This window comes from Actinomadura sp. NPDC000600, from assembly GCF_040492135.1.
Classification (GTDB): domain Bacteria; phylum Actinomycetota; class Actinomycetes; order Streptosporangiales; family Streptosporangiaceae; genus Spirillospora.
Genome location: NZ_JBEUPD010000011.1, coordinates 155,791 through 173,445, shown reverse-complemented (window position 1 = coordinate 173,445; position 17,655 = coordinate 155,791). Strand labels below are relative to the sequence as shown.

Sequence of the window (17,655 nt, the reverse complement as noted above, 5' to 3'; positions counted from 1 at the left end):
ACCATTCATCGCATCAAAACGTCCCACCTAGGACGGCGTACCCCCGACCCCCCCCGACCTGGCCCGCCGCCCCGGCCCCCGCACGGTGCTCCACGGCCGCCACGCTCCCCCGGAACGGACGCATGCAGCCTGAAGCCTTCACCCTGCTGATGACCGTCTACGGCGGTGATCGTGAAGCCCATGTCCGGGACGCCTTCCGCAGCGCCGTCCAACTCCAGACGCTCCGCCCCGACCAGGTCGTCCTCGTGCAGGACGGACCCGTCCCGCCCGCCCTCGCGGCCGTCCTCCACGAACTCGTGAGGACCAGCCCGGTCGAGGTCACCTTCGTGCACCTGGAGCACAACCGCGGCCTCGGCCCGGCCCTCGACGCCGGCCTGCACGCCTCCCGGCACGACATCGTCGCCCGCATGGACGCCGACGACTACTCGATGCCGCACCGCTTCCAGACCCAGGTCCCCCTGGTCCGCGCGGGCGCCGACCTCGTGGGCGCCGGGCTGCTGGAGTTCGGCACCGACATCACCGACATCGTCGGCCGCCGCACCCCGCCGAGCGACCCCGCCGACATCGCCCGCTACTCCCGCCTGCACGACCCGTTCAACCACCCGACCGTCGTCTACCGGCGCAGCGCCGTCGTCGCCGCCGGCGGCTACGGCGACCTCCCCCTGATGGAGGACTACTGGCTGTTCGTCCGCATGATCGCGGGCGGCGCGCGGATGGTGAACGTGGCCGAGCCCCTCGTCTACTACCGCGTCGGCGACGGCGCCTACGAGCGCCGCGGCGGCCGCGACCTGCTGCGCTCGGAACTGCGGCTGCAGCGCGAGATGCGCCGCGAGGGCTTCATCTCCCAGCCCCAGTACTGGCGCAACGTCATGGTCCGCGGCGGCTACCGCCTGGTCCCCACGCTGATCCGCAAACCCTTCTACCGCGCCGTCGTCGCCCCCTACGGCGCCCGCCGCAACCGCCTCCGCGACAAGGCCCGCGCCGCGCCCCCTCCCGTCCGCTACGTCCCGCGCCATGCGCGTCCGGAGGCGGGCGGGCACGAGCGGCTCCCCGGAATGGACGCCGCTCCGCCGCAGCCGGAGAAGTAGGACGGGGCGGTGCGCGCCGTCGCCCGCACCGCCCGTATCGCCCGTGTCACTGCACCGGACGGCTCCACAGGACGGGCTGGCCGCCGTTCGAGTCGGCGCTGCGGCCCACCCCGAGCAGCCTGCTCCCGAAGGCCGCGAGGCCGGTGATCTCCTGGTCCCCGACCCCGCCGAGGCCCGTTCCGCCAGGTGTGGCGGCCTGCCAGGCCGAGCCGTCCGCGGACGTCCACGACACCACGTCGGCCGAGCCCGGTCGCCCCGTGGTGCCGGTGGCGGCGAAGCCCTTCGAGGTCGCGGTCAGCGCGCTGACGACGACCGTCGTGCCACCACTCGGCGACTCCAGCGGACGCCACGTCTTCCCCGCGTCGGTGGACACGTAGCCGAGCCAGTTGAGCCCCTTCGGGGTCGCCGCGATCCCGGCGGCCACGAGCGTGCCGCCCTTGGCGGCCACGTGGGTGAGGTGCCCCTCGGTCGCCCCGGCGGGGACCTGGAGTTCCTGCAGCGTCCACCGCTTGCCGTCAGGCGACAGCCACACCGACGGGTGGTTGCCCTTGGCGTCGCGGCTGCCGCCGACCGCGGCGTATCCGAACGAGCCCGACGTGACGTCCAGCATCCAGCGGCCCGCGGCCTTGGCGCCCGCCATCATCTTCGGGTCCACCCCGGCGCCCCGCGCCCAGTTCTGCAGGTCGGAGGAGTGCCAGGTCGCGGCCGAGAAGCCCTGAGTGCCGACGACGACGTATCCGGCGGGGCCGGCCGCCGCGGCGTAGGTGACGGGCGCGCCCTGCCTGTTCGCCGCGAAGGCGGGCGCGGTGTCGGCCGCCTGCCAGGTCGCGCCGTCCTTCGAGGTGACGACGAGGGGACGGCGCGGCGCCGACTGGTCGTAGCCGACCGCCAGCCATCCGGCGCCGCCCGCGGCGACGTCTTCCAGCTGCTGCGGCCCGGGCCGGGTGAACGCGGCGCCGAGGCCCTGCGCGGCCTTCCATGACGCGCCGTCCTGCGACGACCAGACGGCGGCGTCGCCGCTCGCGCTGCCCACCGCGACCGCGAGGCCGTCCGTGGCCGCGATGCCGCGCACCGCGTGGTCGGGACGGACGGCGCCGGGGATCTTCGTCAGGTCGACGGGGACCGCGGCCCCGGACGCGTCCCACACGCCGAGCATCGGGTCGAGGTCGCCGCCGCCGGGCTCGCGGCCGACGAGCACCGTCTGGCCGTCCGCACCCGCCGCGCCCAGCACCTCGCGCCCGGCCTTCGACTCCGCGGTGCCGGCCGCCTTCCAGGCCGCGCCGTCCGCGCTGCGCGCGAGCAGCACGTCCCCGCCCCGCACGACGACGGCCGTGAACCCCTGACCGTCGGAGACGATCCCGTTGGTGCGCTGGTACCCGGCCGGTTCGAGCTTCCCGGCACTGGTCCACGACCTGCCGTCCTTGGACGTGAAGGCCTGTCCGAAGAGCTTCTTGGACGCCTTCATCTCGCGGATGGCCAGGAAACCCGACTTGCCGCCACCGCCGATCATCAGGCCGCGGCTGCCCTTCGGCACCGGCACGTCGGACGTCGACCACGTCCGGCCGGCGTCGTCGGAGCGCCAGACCTTCCGGTAGGGGCCCGGCTTCTTGGAGTCGGGCGTGATGAGCCCTTCGAGCAGGATCACGTCGCCGCTGGCCGCGGCCTCGACCAGCGAGAAGTCGCCCTTCTCGACCTGCAGGCCGATCTGGTCGCCGACCCGCGCCTCCCAACGGCGCCCGTCGCCCGACAGCCACACCGCCGGCCGCGAGTCGCTGAAGTCCCCCTTCGGGGAGTTCTCGCCGACGGCGAGGAACCCGCCGCCGGTACCGACGATCCGGTTCACCCGGTTCTGCGGACCGAAGACGTCGCCGACGGCGTCGGGCTGCCGGCGCCACTCCCTGCCGTCCTTGCTGGTCCACACGGCTCCGCCGCCGCCGGCCCGGCTGCCGACGGCGACCCAGCCCCGCGGCGACGCGCCGACGGCCTCGGGGACCCCGCCGGGAGGTGCGACGCCGCCGTCGGCGTCCTGCTGGGCGACCGACTTGAAGGTGCGGCCGCCGTCGGAGGAGACGAGGAACAGGCCGCGGGAGTTCTGCGGGTCGGTCTCGCCGCCGACCGCGACCACCGTCGAACCGCGTGCCGCGACACCGGTGACCTGCTGGTCGCGGCCGTCGGTGCGGGCCGCGGCGTCCACCGGGAACAGCGCGCCGGCGAGCTCGGCGCCCGAATCGCCGCCGTCGTCGTCACCGCCGATCAGCCCCGGCACCACCAGCGCGCCCGCGGCGACCAGCGCCACGGCGGCGAGCCCGGCGGCGCCGATGAGCAGCGGCTTCTTGATGCTCTTGCGGGGACCCTTCGAGCCGCGCGGCCCGTCCGTGCGCCACGGCTCCTCGATCACCGGTGGGGGCGCCACCGGGTGAACGGCCTCCGGCGCGGGCGGGGGCGTCCCCGGGATCTGCTGCGCCCACGGGAACGGCTCCGCCGCCGGAGGGCTCTGGGAGGGCGGAGGAGTCTGCGCGCCCGGGATCTCCTGCGCGTACGGGAACGGTTCGTGGGAGGGGCGCGCGGGGGTGCCGGGGACCTCCTGCGCGTAGGGGAACGGCTCGTGGGCCGAGGGGCTCTGCCCGGGCGACGGCTGCGGGGGTGCGGGCGGCGGTGGCGCCAGATGCTCCGCGCGGGTGGCGTCGGGCATCTGCTGCTCGTAGGGGAAGGGCGGCGGGAGGGGGATCTCCGCCCTCGTCACGTCCGGCGCCTGCTGCCCGTAGGGGAACGGTGGCGGCGCGGGGATGTCGGTGGATGTCGCCGGGGCGTCCGCGACGGGAGCTGGAAGGGCGGGCGGGGTCGCCGCGCCCGAGTCGCCGCGCTCTGCGGCGCTCTCCGCGGACCGGTCCGCCGCAGGCTTCTGGCCCTTGGGCAGGATCACCGTCTGCAGCGTCTCGTTGATGTTGCGGTCCACGACGGTGCGGTCCGCCATCTCCGCTTCCGCGTCGTCCTCAGGAGCGTCCTCAGGAGCGTCCTCGGGATCGTCCTCCGGAGGGTCCTCGGGAGCGTCGTCCTCGGGGTCGTCCTCCGGGTCGTCGGCGGGAAGCAGCGGGCCGGACGAGGAGCCCTGGTCGTCCAGCCACCGCGGCGGGGGAGGCGTCTGGGCCGCCCGCCCGGGTTCGGGACGCTCGGCCTCGCGGTCTTCATCCGGCTTTCCGGTTGGAGTCACGCCCACTCCCAGCTCCCGCTCACTCTGCACATTTCACCCTGCACATCGCCCTGGCGCGTCCGCAGTCGTCAGCGATGATAGCGGCGCATAAAGGGCCGAACTTCGTCACCGGCTCCGGCCTGCGGGGGCGCAGCCGGCGCCCGCGCAGTGGGTCAGCGCGTAAAGGAGGTCGGAAAGGTGCCGGCGCCGCTGCTCCGGCAGCCCGCCGGCGGTGTTGTTCAACTCGTGCGGGTCGCGGGTCCGGTCGTAGTACTCGGTCTCCCCGCCGGTGTACTCCACGTACAGCATGTCCTCGGTGCGGATCGCGTTGTAGGTGGTCGGCGCGCCGGGCGCGGAGTCCTGCCGGTCGGGATCCAGCGGGGAGGGCGGCGGCTTGACGTGCTCGACCAGCGCGGATTCGCGCCAGTCCGCGGGGGTGGCGCCGCGCAGGAAGGGGGCGAGCGACCGGCCGTCGGCCGTCGCCGGCGGGCGCACGCCGGCCAGTTCCTGGAACGTGGGGGCCAGGTCGGTGTTCTGCGCGATCTCGCGGACCCGGCGCCCGCCGGGGACCGCGGGTCCGACGACGACGTAGGGCACCCGGATGTCGGTGTCGAAGGCGGTCATCTTCCCGCCGGCCAGCCGGTGCTCGCCCAGGTGGAAGCCGTTGTCGGAGCCGAACACCAGGTAGGTGTCGCGGTCGAGGCCGCGCTCCTTCAGCGCCGTCCGGATCCGGCCGATCATCTCGTCGACCGACTGCACCATCCTGACCCGGTTGCGGAAGCCCTCGTCGATGCGGCCGATCCCGGGCTTGCGCAGCCTCGGGTGCGACCGCAGCCAGGACGGCTTGTCGCGGACGTCGGCCTCGTTGAACGACGGCGGCCGGGGAGCGGTCAGGCGGCCGAACAGCGAGGCGTGGCGCGGAGCGGGCACGAACGGCCCGTGCGGCGCGAACGTCGAGATCTCGATGAAGAACGGCTGCCCGGACTTTCCGGACCGCTGGACGAACTCGACGCCCTTGTTCGCCAGCACGTCGGTCAGGTAGTCCTGCGGCCGGGCGCCGTAATGGACGAGGCGGCCGTTCTCGTTCATGTTGTAGTCGTACTCGGGATAGCCGTTGCCGGTGACGTGCCACTCGTTCCAGCCCGGCGGGACGTACGGCTTCGTGTCGCCCTGGGTGTCGTTGGGCTGGTAGCCGTTCATGTACTTGCCGAGCAGCGCCGTCCGGTAGCCGGCCTTCTGCAGGGACGGGGCGAACGACGCCTGCTCGCCGCCCTTGTCCTTGAAGACCTGGTAGCCGCCGTCGGGCGGGAAGTTCGTGCGGACCCCGGTGTTGTGCGGGTACCGGCCGGTGAAGATCGTGGCGCGGGAGGTGCAGCAGAGCGAGTCCGCCATGATGAAGTTGTCGAAGGTGAGCCCCTCCCGCTGCATCCGCAGCACCTGCGGCATGTGCGCGACGAGGTTCCATGACAGGTCGTCGGTGAGCACGAAGACGATGTTCGGGCGCTTCGGGGCCTTCGTCTGCTTCGGTGTGGAACGTTCGGCCTGCTGGGGGAGGCAGCCGCTCAGCCCGAAGGCGGCGATCAGGCACAGCACGACCGCGAGCCGCCGATGCCGGATCAACGTCCGTGCCTCCTCCGTGCCGAGCGTCCCGTCCGCGGTGAACGTGCTCTGTCCGTGACGGGATCGCGGGGCAAGCGTAACGATCCGGACGCCGTTCGCACATTCGAGGGCCGTTGGGCGTCCGGCCGCGATTGTTGGCATGATGCGGGGTGCCATGAGGTGGACGAACCGTGATCCGCGGGCGCTCGCACCGCTGCTGCCGCTGGTCGCGGGGGCCGCGATCAGCGCCCTGGTCGGGCTGGTCGTCTGGCTGGCCGTGTCCGTGGTCCCGGTCTCGGGCGGACCCGGCGTCCGTCCGCCGGGCGGGTCCGGCCGGGGCGGCGCCGACGCGTCGGAGGGCGCTCCACCGCCGAGTCCGGCCGGCTCTCCGGCGGCGATCGACCCGCCCGGCTACGCGCCCGCCGAACCGGTGATCGACGGTCCGTTCGCCGACCCGACCATGATCAAGGTGGCGGGGACGTACTTCGCCTACGGCACCAACAACGGGGACGCGACGGTGCCCGTCGCGACGGCCCAGTCACCGACCGGCCCGTGGAGGCCGGTGCCCGGCGACGCTCTGGCCCGGCTTCCGGCATGGGCCACCGGAGGCCGGACCTGGGCACCGGAGGTCGTCCCGCCGCGCGACGGGTCGCGTTCGTACGTTTTGTACTTCTCCGCGCGCCGCAAGGACGGCGACCACCAGTGCATCGGTGTCGCGACCGCGTCCGCGCCCGCGGGCCCGTTCGTCCCGCAGGAGGGCGGACCGCTCGTCTGCCCGTTGGAACTCGGCGGTGCGATCGACCCGGCGTCCTACATCGAGCAGGACGGCACCCGCTATCTGCTCTACAAGAGCGAGGAGCGGAAGACGGCGGCGATCTACCTGGTCAGGCTGAGCCCGGACGGACTGCACCTGGCCGGCGCGCCGAAGCAGATCATGGGGCGCGCGGCGGACGAGCCCGTCCTGGTGGAGGCGCCCGACCTGGTCCGGCGGGGCGGGAAGTACGTGCTGCTGTACTCGGCGGGCTGGTACTTCAAGCCGAACTACCAGACGCGCTACGCCGTGGCGTCCTCGATCGAGGGACCGTACGCCAAGGGCGGTCCCGTGCAGTCCACCGGGCTGTACGGCGGGAAGGTCGAGGGGCCGGGCGGCGCGGACGTGTTCGGCGACGAGACCGGTGACTACCTCGTCTTCCACGGGATCCTCGACTCCCGGGGCGGCTCCGGCCTGGTCCGGGGCATGTACGTCGCCCGGCTCGGCTGGGACGGCGCGAGGCCCGCCGTCCAGGGCGTTCCCGTCCGGTACGAGGCGGAGCGGGGACGGCTGAACGGCTGCGTCTCGGCGCTGGCGCGGCCCAACGCGTCCGGCGGGTCGGCGATCGGCCCGTTCGCCCGCGACGACTGCCGCGCCGAGGTGCCCGTGTTCGCGCCCGCCGCGGGCCGGTACGCGGTGGGCGTCCGGTACGCCAACCGCTCCGGCCGCGACTCCGACCTGGAGGTGTCGGTGAACGGCTACGCCGCGACGTCCGTGCGGCTGCGTGCCACGGAGGGCGCCGGCTGGGGGTCCGTCACGGCGACGGTGGAGCTGGCCGCGGGCTGGAACACGATCGGGCTGCGGCGCCTGGACGGTCAGGGGCAGATCGACTACCTGGAGCTGCGGTAGGGGCCCGTCCGCTCCAGCAGGACGAGCCGGCCGCCCCGGTAGGTCCAGATTCCGGCCTGCCGCCAGGGCCCGGCGGACCATACGGCCCCCTCCCGCCGCACGATGACCGGCTTGTGCGGCTGGAGCGACCGGTGGTCCATCAGCCACACCCGGTCGACCCGGGCGAGCCTCGGCGGCAGCTCGCGGGGGAGCAGGTCACGCCCCTTGAGGCTGGCGTCGGCCACCGGATCCGTCCTCATGCCGAGGTCGCGGAGCCTGCCGAAGACGTCCGGATAGGCGGCGGCGCTCCATCGCACGCTCCCCGCCAGGTAGACGACGGCGTCCCCGGGCCGGGCATGGGCCCGGACGGCATCGGCCGCCGCGAGCATGTCGTCGGGACGGCTGTCCTGGCGGCGGATGTAGTCGTGGACCCGGATGGACGGGCCGACGAGTGCGGCCGCTGCCGCGACCACCAGCGTGGCGCGGGCGGCGGGGTGGCGCACAAAGGCGGGGATCCCGGCCAGGCCGGCGCCGGCGAGCAGCGCCACCGAGGGCAGGCAGTAGGTCGTGTACCGGTAGTAGAAGACCGGATCACCGAGGCCGGAGGCGAGGAGCAGCAGGGCGGTCGGGACGACGGCCCACGGGAGCGCGACGGCGGGCAGCGTGGCCGTGCGGTGGGGAAGCGAGGCGCGACCCCGCACGCTCGCGACCACGCCGAGCAGCGCGAGCGCCACGACGGGCGCGACGAGCGCCCGGTCGCCGGCCAGGAACTGGAGTTGCGTCCACGCGACGTCCCACGAGGGGCGGGGGAGCCACTTCACCTGGCTTTTCTGGTCCTGCGCCGCGAGCGCCAGCACCACGGGCGGAGTCGCGGCCGCCGCCGCGGACACCAGCCAGCGCAGCCATGCCCCGGCCTTGGGACGGGTCACCAGAAGGGTCATGCCGTGCGCCGCGAGCAGCAGGATCCCGTGCAGATGGAGGAGTCCCAGCAACGCGACCGCGGGGGAGTAGGCCGCGAACCACCGCCACGGACGCCGCTCGTCCCGGTCCAGAGCCCGGACGAGCAGGTACGTCGCGAGCACCGCGACCGCCGCGGTCATCGCATAGGAGCGCGCCTCCTGTGCCCACCGGCTCGTCTGCGGGGCGACGGCCCACACCAGCCCGGCCGCGAGCCCGGCCGTCGGCCCGAGGCAGCGGCGGCCGACGACGGCCACACCCGCGGCGGCCGCCGCCATGGCGAGGACGCTCGGCAGCCGCAGCGAGAGCGCGCCCGTCCCGAACACGGCCACCCACGGCTTCATGAGCAGGTAGTAGAGGGCGTGGACGAGGTCCAGGTGCGGGAAGACGCGCAGCATGTCGCCGTACGACCGCGTCGTCATGCTGATCGTGGCGGCCTCGTCGAGCCACAGCGAGGGGGTGCGGATGCCGACGAGCGATACGGCGAGCGTTAACGCCGCGCAGGCGAGCGGGGTCGTCGGCCCGGCGAGCCACCGCGCGCCCCGGGCCGTGGCGTCCCGTGGCGGGTCAGCCGTCGCGACCATGAACTCGACCGCCGGGAGGCGACCCGGCCCCGCCGTCTCCCCGGGTCCCGGTCTCCTGGAGGACTCCGTTCTCTCGCAGGATCACTTCGGTCGGCCTCGGGCGGGTGAACAGGCCGTCCCTGACACCGCGGACCAGGGCGCGGCGCAGCACGGCGCGGTCGGAGGATCCGGCGAACGTGCGGGCCCAGCGCCGGACCGTCGACCCCGCGTACAGGGCGCGTTCCGGCGGCGCGAGCCCGCGGCTCCCGGTGAACAGCCAGATCTTGTTGCGCACCTCGTAGAAGAAGCGGTCGCCCGGGTCCGCCTCCGTCCCGCCGAACTCCCGGGTCTTGTGCACCACGACGCTGGCCGGGCAGAGGAGCCCGCGGCGCCCGCGCAGCAGCCGCGTCGTGAACTCGAAGTCGTCGTTCCAGAGGAAGTAGTCGGCGACCGGCAGCCCGCGTTCGCGCACCGCCGCCGCGTCAACGAGCGCGGACACGAAGGACGCCGACCGGATCGGCACACAGCCCGCCGCGCGCGCGATCCGCGACTCGGCGGCCGTCGCCCGCGGCTTGGGGCGGGGGGTGTTCATCGGATGGTCTCGGCCGTCGGTCCACACGACCTTGCTCGCCACGAGCGCGGGCGCCCCGTCCTCCCCGGTCGAGGCTCTCGTCCGCGCGTCCAGCAAGGCCGCGAGGGCCTCCGGCTCGGGCACGGTGTCGTCGTCCAGCAGCCAGAGCAGGTCGGCGCCGCCGTCCAGCGCCCGGGCCATGCCCGCGCTGAAGCCGCCGGCTCCGCCGATGTTGCGGGGGAGGGCGAGCAGGTCCACGCCGGGGAACAGTTCGGCGACCATCGCGGCGGTGCCGTCGGCGGACGCGTTGTCGACCACGGTGATCCGGTCCGGTGGGCGCGTCTGGGCGTCGAGCGCGGCCAGGGCCTCGTGGAGGAGGCCGCGCCGGTTGTAGGTGACGACGACCGCGGTGACGGACGGTCGGCCTTGAGGCCGCGGGCCGCGGCTCACGGGCTGCGCCTGCCCGCTGCCCGCCGGGCGGCGCGCTGCAGCGCCGGCGGCGGCGAGGCGGCGATCTCCATGAGCCGCTCCAGGTTCTCGCGGACGCCCGTCATCTCGCTTTGCAGGTGGGCGAGCCCGACGCGTTCGCGCGCCAGCGCCAGCTCCTCCAGCAGATGCACGACCACCCCGACGGACGCGGTCGCGATCAGTTCGTCGGGGACGTCGCCGGGAAGCATCGCGGCCTCCGGTGCCCTGGACGTCGTCAGCTCGTCCAGGTCGCCGACCACGTCGTAGCCCGACGCGCGCAGCGACTCGGCCAGCTCGCGGGTCCGCCGGGCCGCCCACTCGGCGTGCCGCGCGGGCAGCCCCATCCGGGTCCGGCCGCCGCCGGACCCGCCGGTGGGTCCGTGCCCGAGGAGGTACTCCCGCACCATGGGCTCGTAGTCGCCGCCCAGCGCCGGACCGAGCCTCTCGTTCAGGCGGCGGAGCAGCTCCGCCTCGACCGCCGACATCGGCTCGTCCCCGTGGATCCCGCCGAGGTCGCACACGCCGTCCTCGACGCCGATCAGGCCCCGGAACCTGTCCCACATCACCGCGGCCCGGCCGCCGGGCGGCGGCAGCGTGAGGACGTGGACGCGTTCCGCCGGCACCGCGGAGCCCCAGGTCCGCAGCACCCGCACCGGGTCGTGCAGGCCCCAGAACATCTCCCCGTAGGGCTCCGGCGCTTCGAGGCCGAGCTCGACGAGGTCGTCGACGAAGCGCTCGAACGTGATGGTGTGCGCGTGCCGGATCTGCTCCTGCCAGTCGAGGATCAGCTGCCGGCCGAGGTCGCGGGTGGCGAACACGACGTGCACCTCGGCCGGCTCCAGCGCCTCCACCGCCCGCTTGACCTGCTGTTCGGTCGCCCCGCCCAGCAGCGGCTGGGAGAAGGCGACCGCAGGGCCGTCCCACTCGCGGGCACGCTGCGCGACGCGGTCCCACGCGCCCTCCCAGTTCGGGTCGCGGTGGCCGCCCCAGCTCGTCTCGCGCAGGTCCATCACGGCCGCGAAGTTCTCCTGCGGCTCGGCGACCGGGTAGCAGACACCGGCGTCGCCCAACCGCCGCCGGTTGCCCCACAGCACCCGGTGCAGGAACTCCGCCTCGGCCACCGGCGCCCCGACATGCAGGTATACGGACTTTCCAGGGTCCCCCATGCGGGTGCTCACCTCGTTCTCGTCTTCGCGCCGGACCGGTCCGTCCCGCCCTGGATCCTGCGGTAGGCGCTGCGAAGCCGGACGGCCGCCTGGTAGCGCTCCCGAGCCGTCCGCTTGGCCCGCTCGACGAGCGGAACGGTGTCCTGGACGAGCCGGCCCGTCGTCTCCAGCAGGTCGGCCGACTCCGCGCGCAGCATGTCGATCCGGTCGCGGACGGCGGTTCCTGCGCCGGGCACCGCGGCGGCCCGGTCGCCGGTCTCGCGGACGCGGAGCAGCAGCGCCGCGACCGCGTCGACGCCCACGTCCGCCATCTCCGCCCAACGCGCCTCGTCGGGCGGCGGCGCGGGCGCGGTCCCGAGCGCGGGGCCGGCCGCCGCCGAAGGCATCAGCTCGTACAGGTCGCCCACCACGTGGTAACCCGCCGCGCGCAGTGCTTCGACGGTCTCGACCGCCCGTTCCGTCGCCCAGGGGACGTGTTCGCGGGGCAGCTCGATCCTGACCGGATGCGGCCGCCCGGCCAGGACCTGCTGCGCGAGGAAGTGCTTCACGTGCGCGTTGTAGACGGGCCAGCCGACATGGTCGCCGAGGGCCTCGTTGAGGCGCAGCAGGAACTGCGTCTCGCTCAGCCCGAGCGACGGGTTGGCGAACGTCCGGGACAGGTCGTAGTCCTCCGCCCCGAGGCCGGTCACCGCGCAGAAGCGCCGCCAGAGCAGGTCGCGCGGCGCGCCTGGCCGGGGCAGGGTGATGACATGGACCCGCTCCGGCGGCAGGCTCTCGCCCCAGCGTGCGAGCACCTCGACCGGATCCTGCAGCCCCCAGAACAGCCGGGCGCTCTCGTAGTCCTGCCAGTCCCGCCGCCGCAGCGCGGCCACGAACTCGTCGAACGAGGTCGTGAAGCGGTTCTTGACGTCCTCCTGCCAGTGGGCGGGGATCTGCCGGCCGAGGTCGCGCACGGTGAAGACCACATGGACATCGGCGAAACCGAGGTCGGCCATGGCCTGCCGGATCTGGTGCGGCGGGGCGGGGGCGAACAGCTCCTGCGAGAGGATGACGGTGCCGCGCCACGCGCGGGCCTCGGCGACCAGTTCGGGCCACGCTCCGCGCATCGCGGGATCGGACGCGTCGCGGAAGAACGTCTGCCGCAGGTCGAACGCGGCGCGGGCGTGCGAGGCCACGTCGCGGCCCGGGAAGAGGACGCCGTGCTCGCGCAGCCGGTCGCGGTTGTGCCAGAGCACCTGCTGCAGGAACGTCGTGCCGCTCTTGGCCGCCCCGACGTGCAGGTAGAGCGCAGGGCGCGCACTGTGCGCCGCACTACCGGGAGTGGGTGGGGGCACCGCGATCCTCGGCTTCCTGCGCCGGTACTGATCGAACCCCGGGTATCTTAGCCGCATTCCGTACACAGGGATCCGGCCGCCGCCCCGGTGCGGCCTGGTCCCTTCGCTCCCCGCACGAGTCGGATGGACACCCCCGGATGGACACAGTCCAGTGAACGTTGATCTCGTGGTGGCCGGTTCCGGATTCTTCGGTCTCACGGTCGCCGAACGATGCGCGGCCGGGCTCGGCCTCCGCGTCCTCGTGCTCGACCGCCGCGACCACATCGGAGGGAACGCCTACAGCGAGGCGGAGCCGGAAACCGGCATCGAGGTGCACCGCTACGGCGCGCACCTCTTCCACACCTCCAACGAGCGGGTGTGGGAGTACGCGAACCGGTTCACCTCCTTCACCGGCTACCGGCACCGCGTGTACTCGACCTACAAGGGCCGGGTCTACTCGATGCCGATCAATCTCGGCACGATCTGCGAGTTCTTCGGCCGGGTCTTCACGCCGGACGAGGCGCGCGCGCTGATCGCCGAGCAGGCCGCCGAGGTGCGCCGTCCGGCCAACCTGGAGGAGCAGGCGATCTCGCTGATCGGGCGTCCGCTGTACGAGGCGTTCATCCGCGGCTACACCGCCAAGCAGTGGCGGACCGACCCCCGCGACCTGCCCGCGGAGATCATCACCCGGCTGCCGGTGCGCTACACCTTCGACAACCGGTACTTCGACGACGCCCACGAGGGCCTCCCGGTCGACGGCTACACCGCCTGGCTGGAGCGGATGGCCGACCACCCGCGCATCGAGGTCCGGCTGAACACCGACTTCTTCGACCTGCGGGACGACGTCGTCGGCAACGTGCCCGTCGTCTACACCGGTCCGCTGGACCGCTACTTCGACCACGCCGAGGGCGAGCTCGGCTGGCGGACGCTGGACTTCGAGACGGAGGTCGTGCCGACCGGCGACTTCCAGGGGACCCCGGTCATGAACTACGCCGACGAGGACGTCCCCTACACCCGGATCCACGAGTTCCGGCACTTCCACCCCGAGCGCGCGGACTACCCGTCCGACCGGACGGTGATCATGCGGGAGTACTCGCGGGCCGCCGCGCGCGGCGACGAGCCGTACTACCCCGTCAACACCGCCGCCGACCGGGCCCGGCTGCTCGCCTACCGCGAGCTCGCCAAGCGCGAGGACGGCGTCCTCTTCGGCGGGCGGCTCGGCACCTACAAGTACCTCGACATGCACATGGCAATCGCCAGCGCGCTCAGCATGGTCGACAACAGGCTGCGTCCCCATTTCGGCGAGGGTTCGCGTCTTACTAGCGGAGGTGTGGCCGAGTGACCGAACATGCCGAGCCGTCCGGCGGGAGCGGCGCCGTCCCCGACCTGCGGGTCCTGCAGCGGGTCGTGATGCCGGTCGACCGCGACCTGGACGTCCTCAAGCTGTACGTCGAGGGCGAGATCGCCCGCGGCGCCGAGGCCCTCGCCGCCGAGGCCGCCGCCGAGCCCGGGATCCCGGCGGAGGGGGCAGAGGACGTCGGCCGCCGCAGCGTGGTCGTCCCGGTCGGGCGGCGGGTCTCGTTCGCGACCTACTTCAACGCCTTCCCGGCGAGCTACTGGCGGCGCTGGACGTCGGTGGAGGAGGTCGTGCTGCGGATCCGGGTGCGCGGCCAGGCCACCGTCATCGTCTACCGGTCCAGCGCGAAGGGCCACGTCCAGCGCGTCGACTCGGTCCGCGTCGACTCCGAGACCTCCCGCGAGGAGACGTTCCGGCTGACGCTGCGCCCGTTCATCGACGGCGGCTGGTACTGGATGGACGTGCTCGCCGGGGAGCGCAACGCCGTCCTGGAGCGGGCCGACTGGTGCGCCGACACGAGCGCCACCGGGCCCGTCCGGCAGGGCCGGGTCAGCCTCGGCATCACCACGTTCAACCGGCCGGGCTTCTGCGTCGACCAGCTCGTCGCGCTCGGCGGCGCCGCCGAGGCGCTGGAGGTGGTGGACGCCGTGTACGTCGTCGACCAGGGGACTCAGCGCGTCCGCGACGACGAGGGGTTCGAGCGCGCCGCGGCGGTCCTCGGTCCGAAGCTGCACGTCATCGAGCAGGGCAACCTCGGCGGCTCCGGCGGCTTCTCCCGCGCCATGGACGAGACCGTCAGGGCCGGGACCAGCGACTACGTCCTCCTCCTCGACGACGACGTGGTCACCGAGACCGAGGGCGTTCTGCGCGCCGTCGCGTTCGCCGACTTCGCCCGCACGCCGACGATCGTCGGCGGCCACATGTTCAACCTGTTCGTCCGCTCGCAGCTGCACGCCTACGGCGAGACCATCGGGCGGTACCGCTGGTGGTGGGAGGAGGCCCCGCACACCAAGCGCGAGCACGACTTCGCCAAGCCGCCGGACCCGAGACCCCGCGCGAAGACCAGCTCGGGCAGCCTGCTCAAGACGAAATGGCTGCACCGGCGCGTCGACGTCGACTACAACGGCTGGTGGATGTGCCTCATCCCCACCGATGTCGTCCGGAAGATCGGGCTGTCCATGCCGATGTTCATCAAGTGGGACGACGCCGAGTACTGCGTCCGCGCCGGCGAGGCGGGCTTCCCCACCGTGACGCTGCCGGGCATGGCCGCCTGGCACGTCCCCTGGCAGGACAAGGACGACGGCATCGACTGGCAGGCGTACTTCCACGAGCGCAACCGCCTGGTCACCGCCCTCATGCACTCGCCGTACGAGCGCGGCGGCAACCTGCTCAAGGAGAGCTTCATCATCTCGGTGAAGCACGCGCTCGCCATGCAGTACTCCACCGCCGAGCTGATGCTGTCGGCGATCGAGGACGTGCTGCGCGGGCCGGAGCACATGCACGCGGAGATCGCCTCGAAGCTGCCCGAGATCCTGGCGTTCCGCGCCGCTTTCCCCGACGCCCAGAACCGCCCAAGCCACGAGGAGTTCCCGCAGGTACGGCGCGCCAGGCCGCCGAAGCGCGGGCGCGAGTTCAAGCCGCCGCGCGGCACGGTGAACGTGCTCGCGAGCGCGATGCTCGGCACCGTCAAGCAGCTCCGTCCGGTCGACCCCGGCTCGCACGGCAACCCGCAGGTCGTCGTCCCGCACATCGACCGGCACTGGAGCCTGCTGTCGCAGGTCGACAGCGCCCTCGTCTCCTCGGCGGACGGCACCAGGGTGGCCTGGTACCAGCGCGACCCGGAGCGTTTCCGCGCGCTGCTGCGGCGCACCTCGCTGCTGCACGCCCGGCTCGGCCGCGAGTGGCCGGAGCTGAGCCGCCGCTACCGGGCGGCGATGGCCGAGATCGCGTCCCCCGAGGCCTGGCGGGCGACCTTCGAGTCGGCGGACGGCGCGGACGGGGGAGCGGCCGGATGACCGTCGCGCCGGTCCGCGCCGTCGACGGGATGCGGGCGCCCGGAGGCGACGGAGGCCTGCGCCGGACCTTCCGGGAGAAGTACCTGCTGCGACTGCTCGTGCGCCGGGAGCTCCGGGCCCGCTACAAGGGCTCGCTGCTCGGCCTCGGCTGGTCCTACGTGCGGCCGGCCGTGCACTTCGCGGTCTACTTCTACGTCATCGGCGTCTTCCTGGGGATGGACGACCGGGTCGAGGACTTCCCGATCTACCTGTTCTCGGGCATGGTCCTGCTCAACCTGTTCACCGAGACGCTGCACTCGACGACCCGCTCGGTGACGGGCAACGCCGCGCTCGTCAACAAGGTGTTCCTGCCGCGCGAGCTGTTCCCGACCGCGTCGGTGCTGGTCTCGCTCGTGCACTTCCTGCCCGGGCTGATGATCCTGCTGGGCGGGTCCGTCGCCGCCGGGTGGCGGCCGTCCCCGGCGGACCTGGGCGCGGCCCTCTACGGGTTCACGATCATCGTCGTGCTCGGCTTCGGACTCGGGCTGTTCTGCGCGGCCGTGAACGTGTTCTTCCGCGATCTGGAGCAGGTCGTGGACATCTCCATGGTCGTCATCACCTGGTCGGTGCCGATGATCTATCCGTGGACCCACGTCCGGGAGCACGCGCCCGGCTGGGTGCTGGACCTCTACCTCGCCAACCCGCTCGTCAGCGCCGTCTCCCTGTTCCAGCGGGCCTTCTGGTTCCCCGGGACCCGCGGCGACTTCGCCTTCCCGCCCCACCTGTACGCCCACGCCGGTGTCTCCCTGGCCGCCAGCGTGCTGGTGTTCATCGCCGGGCACGCGGCGTTCTCCCGCATGCAGGCGCGTTTCGCGCAGGAGCTGTAGCCGTTGACCTCCTCGAACCCGACCCCGGTGCCGTCGATCGTCATCGACCGCGTCACGAAGAACTTCACGCTGCGGCACGCGCGCTCGATCAAGGAGATGAGCGTCCGCGCGCTGCGCGGGCAGCGCCTGTCGGACCGCTTCAGGGCGCTGGACGAGGTGAGCCTCACCATCGGCCAGGGCGAGACCGTCGCGCTCATGGGACTGAACGGATCCGGCAAGAGCACCCTGCTCAAGCTGATCTCCGGGGTGATGCGGCCGGACAGCGGGTCGGTGCTCGTCCGCGGGCGCGTCGCCGGGCTGATCGACGTGGGCGCCGGCCTGCACCCCGAGCTGACGGGCCGCGAGAACGTCTTCCTCAACGGCGCGATCCTCGGCATGCCGCAGGCCGAGATCGCCCGGAAGTTCGACGCGATCGTCGAGTTCTCCGGCGTCGAGCGCTTCCTGGACGACCAGGTGAAGTTCTACTCCTCCGGCATGTTCATGCGGCTGGCCTTCTCGATCGCGGCGCACACCGAGCCGGACGTGTTCCTCATCGACGAGGTGCTGGCCGTCGGCGACCCGCCGTTCCGGGAGAAGTGCCTGGCCCGCATCCGCGAGCTGCGAGGCGAGGGCCGCACCATGGTCATCGTCGCGCACGACATCAGGATGCTCGTCGGGCTCTGCGACCGCGGCGTCACCATGCGGCAGGGCCGGGTGATCTTCGACGGGCCGACGGCGGAGGCCGGCCGGCTGGTGCGCGAGGACCGGGCCGCGCGCCGCGCCGCCGCGGCGGCCGGGACGCCCGCCGCGTCAGGCGATGCCGGGAGATGAGGGGATCTTGATGGATAGGGTGTCCCGAGCCGCGGCCGGGGGCCGCGCACGCC

At 73.3% G+C, this 17,655-nt stretch carries 12 protein-coding genes; 6 read left to right on the top strand and 6 right to left on the bottom strand.

The genetic code is table 11. The annotated features are described in order from the left end of the window. Positions 1-122 precede the first annotated feature (122 nt). Positions 123-1,088, top strand: coding sequence for a glycosyltransferase (locus ABWI07_RS18510; RefSeq protein WP_353819241.1), 966 nt, complete (start codon positions 123-125; stop codon positions 1,086-1,088). A 46-nt stretch (positions 1,089-1,134) separates the two neighbouring features. On the opposite strand, the gene ABWI07_RS18505 is transcribed toward ABWI07_RS18510, so the two are convergent. Both ABWI07_RS18505 and ABWI07_RS18500 read right to left on the bottom strand, forming a co-directional pair. Beyond that, positions 1,135-4,299: a beta propeller repeat protein gene (locus tag ABWI07_RS18505; protein WP_353819240.1), complete on the bottom strand. Its 3,165-nt coding sequence runs from the start codon at positions 4,297-4,299 to the stop codon at positions 1,135-1,137. A 105-nt stretch (positions 4,300-4,404) separates the two neighbouring features. Next, positions 4,405-5,898: a sulfatase family protein gene (locus tag ABWI07_RS18500; RefSeq protein WP_353819239.1), complete on the bottom strand. Its 1,494-nt coding sequence runs from the start codon at positions 5,896-5,898 to the stop codon at positions 4,405-4,407. A 154-nt stretch (positions 5,899-6,052) separates the two neighbouring features. On the opposite strand from ABWI07_RS18500, the gene ABWI07_RS18495 reads away from it, so the two are divergent. Continuing rightward, positions 6,053-7,537, top strand: a complete 1,485-nt coding sequence (locus ABWI07_RS18495; RefSeq protein ID WP_353819238.1) for a family 43 glycosylhydrolase — start codon at positions 6,053-6,055, stop codon at positions 7,535-7,537. On the opposite strand, the gene ABWI07_RS18490 is transcribed toward ABWI07_RS18495, so the two are convergent. From ABWI07_RS18490 to ABWI07_RS18475, 4 genes are read right to left on the bottom strand one after another with little or no spacing between them, the layout of a single operon-like run. Beyond that, positions 7,519-9,057 carry a glycosyltransferase family 39 protein gene (locus tag ABWI07_RS18490; RefSeq protein ID WP_149263077.1) on the bottom strand — a complete coding sequence of 513 codons (1,539 nt, stop codon included), beginning with the start codon at positions 9,055-9,057 and terminating at the stop codon, positions 7,519-7,521. The two genes, ABWI07_RS18495 and ABWI07_RS18490, sit on opposite strands and share 19 nt — an antisense overlap. Then, positions 9,041-10,057, bottom strand: a complete 1,017-nt coding sequence (locus ABWI07_RS18485; protein ID WP_149263076.1) for a glycosyltransferase — start codon at positions 10,055-10,057, stop codon at positions 9,041-9,043. The genes ABWI07_RS18490 and ABWI07_RS18485 overlap by 17 nt, the downstream gene beginning before the upstream one ends. Then, complete coding sequence (locus ABWI07_RS18480) at positions 10,054-11,241, bottom strand: hypothetical protein (protein ID WP_353819237.1); 1,188 nt, start codon at positions 11,239-11,241, stop codon at positions 10,054-10,056. Before ABWI07_RS18480 ends, ABWI07_RS18485 begins: the two co-directional genes overlap by 4 nt. Positions 11,242-11,249: 8 nt before the next feature. Then, positions 11,250-12,575 (bottom strand): hypothetical protein, encoded by a 1,326-nt coding sequence (locus ABWI07_RS18475; protein ID WP_353819236.1) that lies wholly within the window; start codon positions 12,573-12,575, stop codon positions 11,250-11,252. A 151-nt stretch (positions 12,576-12,726) separates the two neighbouring features. Between ABWI07_RS18475 and glf the strand changes: the two genes are divergently transcribed. The 4 genes from glf to ABWI07_RS18455 are packed head-to-tail and all read left to right on the top strand — an operon-like array spanning position 12,727 to position 17,602. Then, complete coding sequence (gene glf, locus ABWI07_RS18470; protein WP_149263073.1) at positions 12,727-13,896, top strand: UDP-galactopyranose mutase; 1,170 nt, start codon at positions 12,727-12,729, stop codon at positions 13,894-13,896. After that, on the top strand, positions 13,893-15,926 hold the full coding sequence (locus ABWI07_RS18465) for a glycosyltransferase (RefSeq protein ID WP_353819235.1): 2,034 nt from the start codon (positions 13,893-13,895) through the stop codon (positions 15,924-15,926). The genes glf and ABWI07_RS18465 overlap by 4 nt, the downstream gene beginning before the upstream one ends. Then, a complete protein-coding gene (locus tag ABWI07_RS18460) occupies positions 15,923-16,792 on the top strand; it encodes an ABC transporter permease (RefSeq protein ID WP_353819234.1) in 870 nt (289 codons plus the stop codon). The genes ABWI07_RS18465 and ABWI07_RS18460 overlap by 4 nt, the downstream gene beginning before the upstream one ends. 3 nt (positions 16,793-16,795) lie before the next feature. Beyond that, positions 16,796-17,602 carry an ABC transporter ATP-binding protein gene (locus ABWI07_RS18455; protein ID WP_353819233.1) on the top strand — a complete coding sequence of 269 codons (807 nt, stop codon included), beginning with the start codon at positions 16,796-16,798 and terminating at the stop codon, positions 17,600-17,602. Positions 17,603-17,655: the final 53 nt, after the last annotated feature.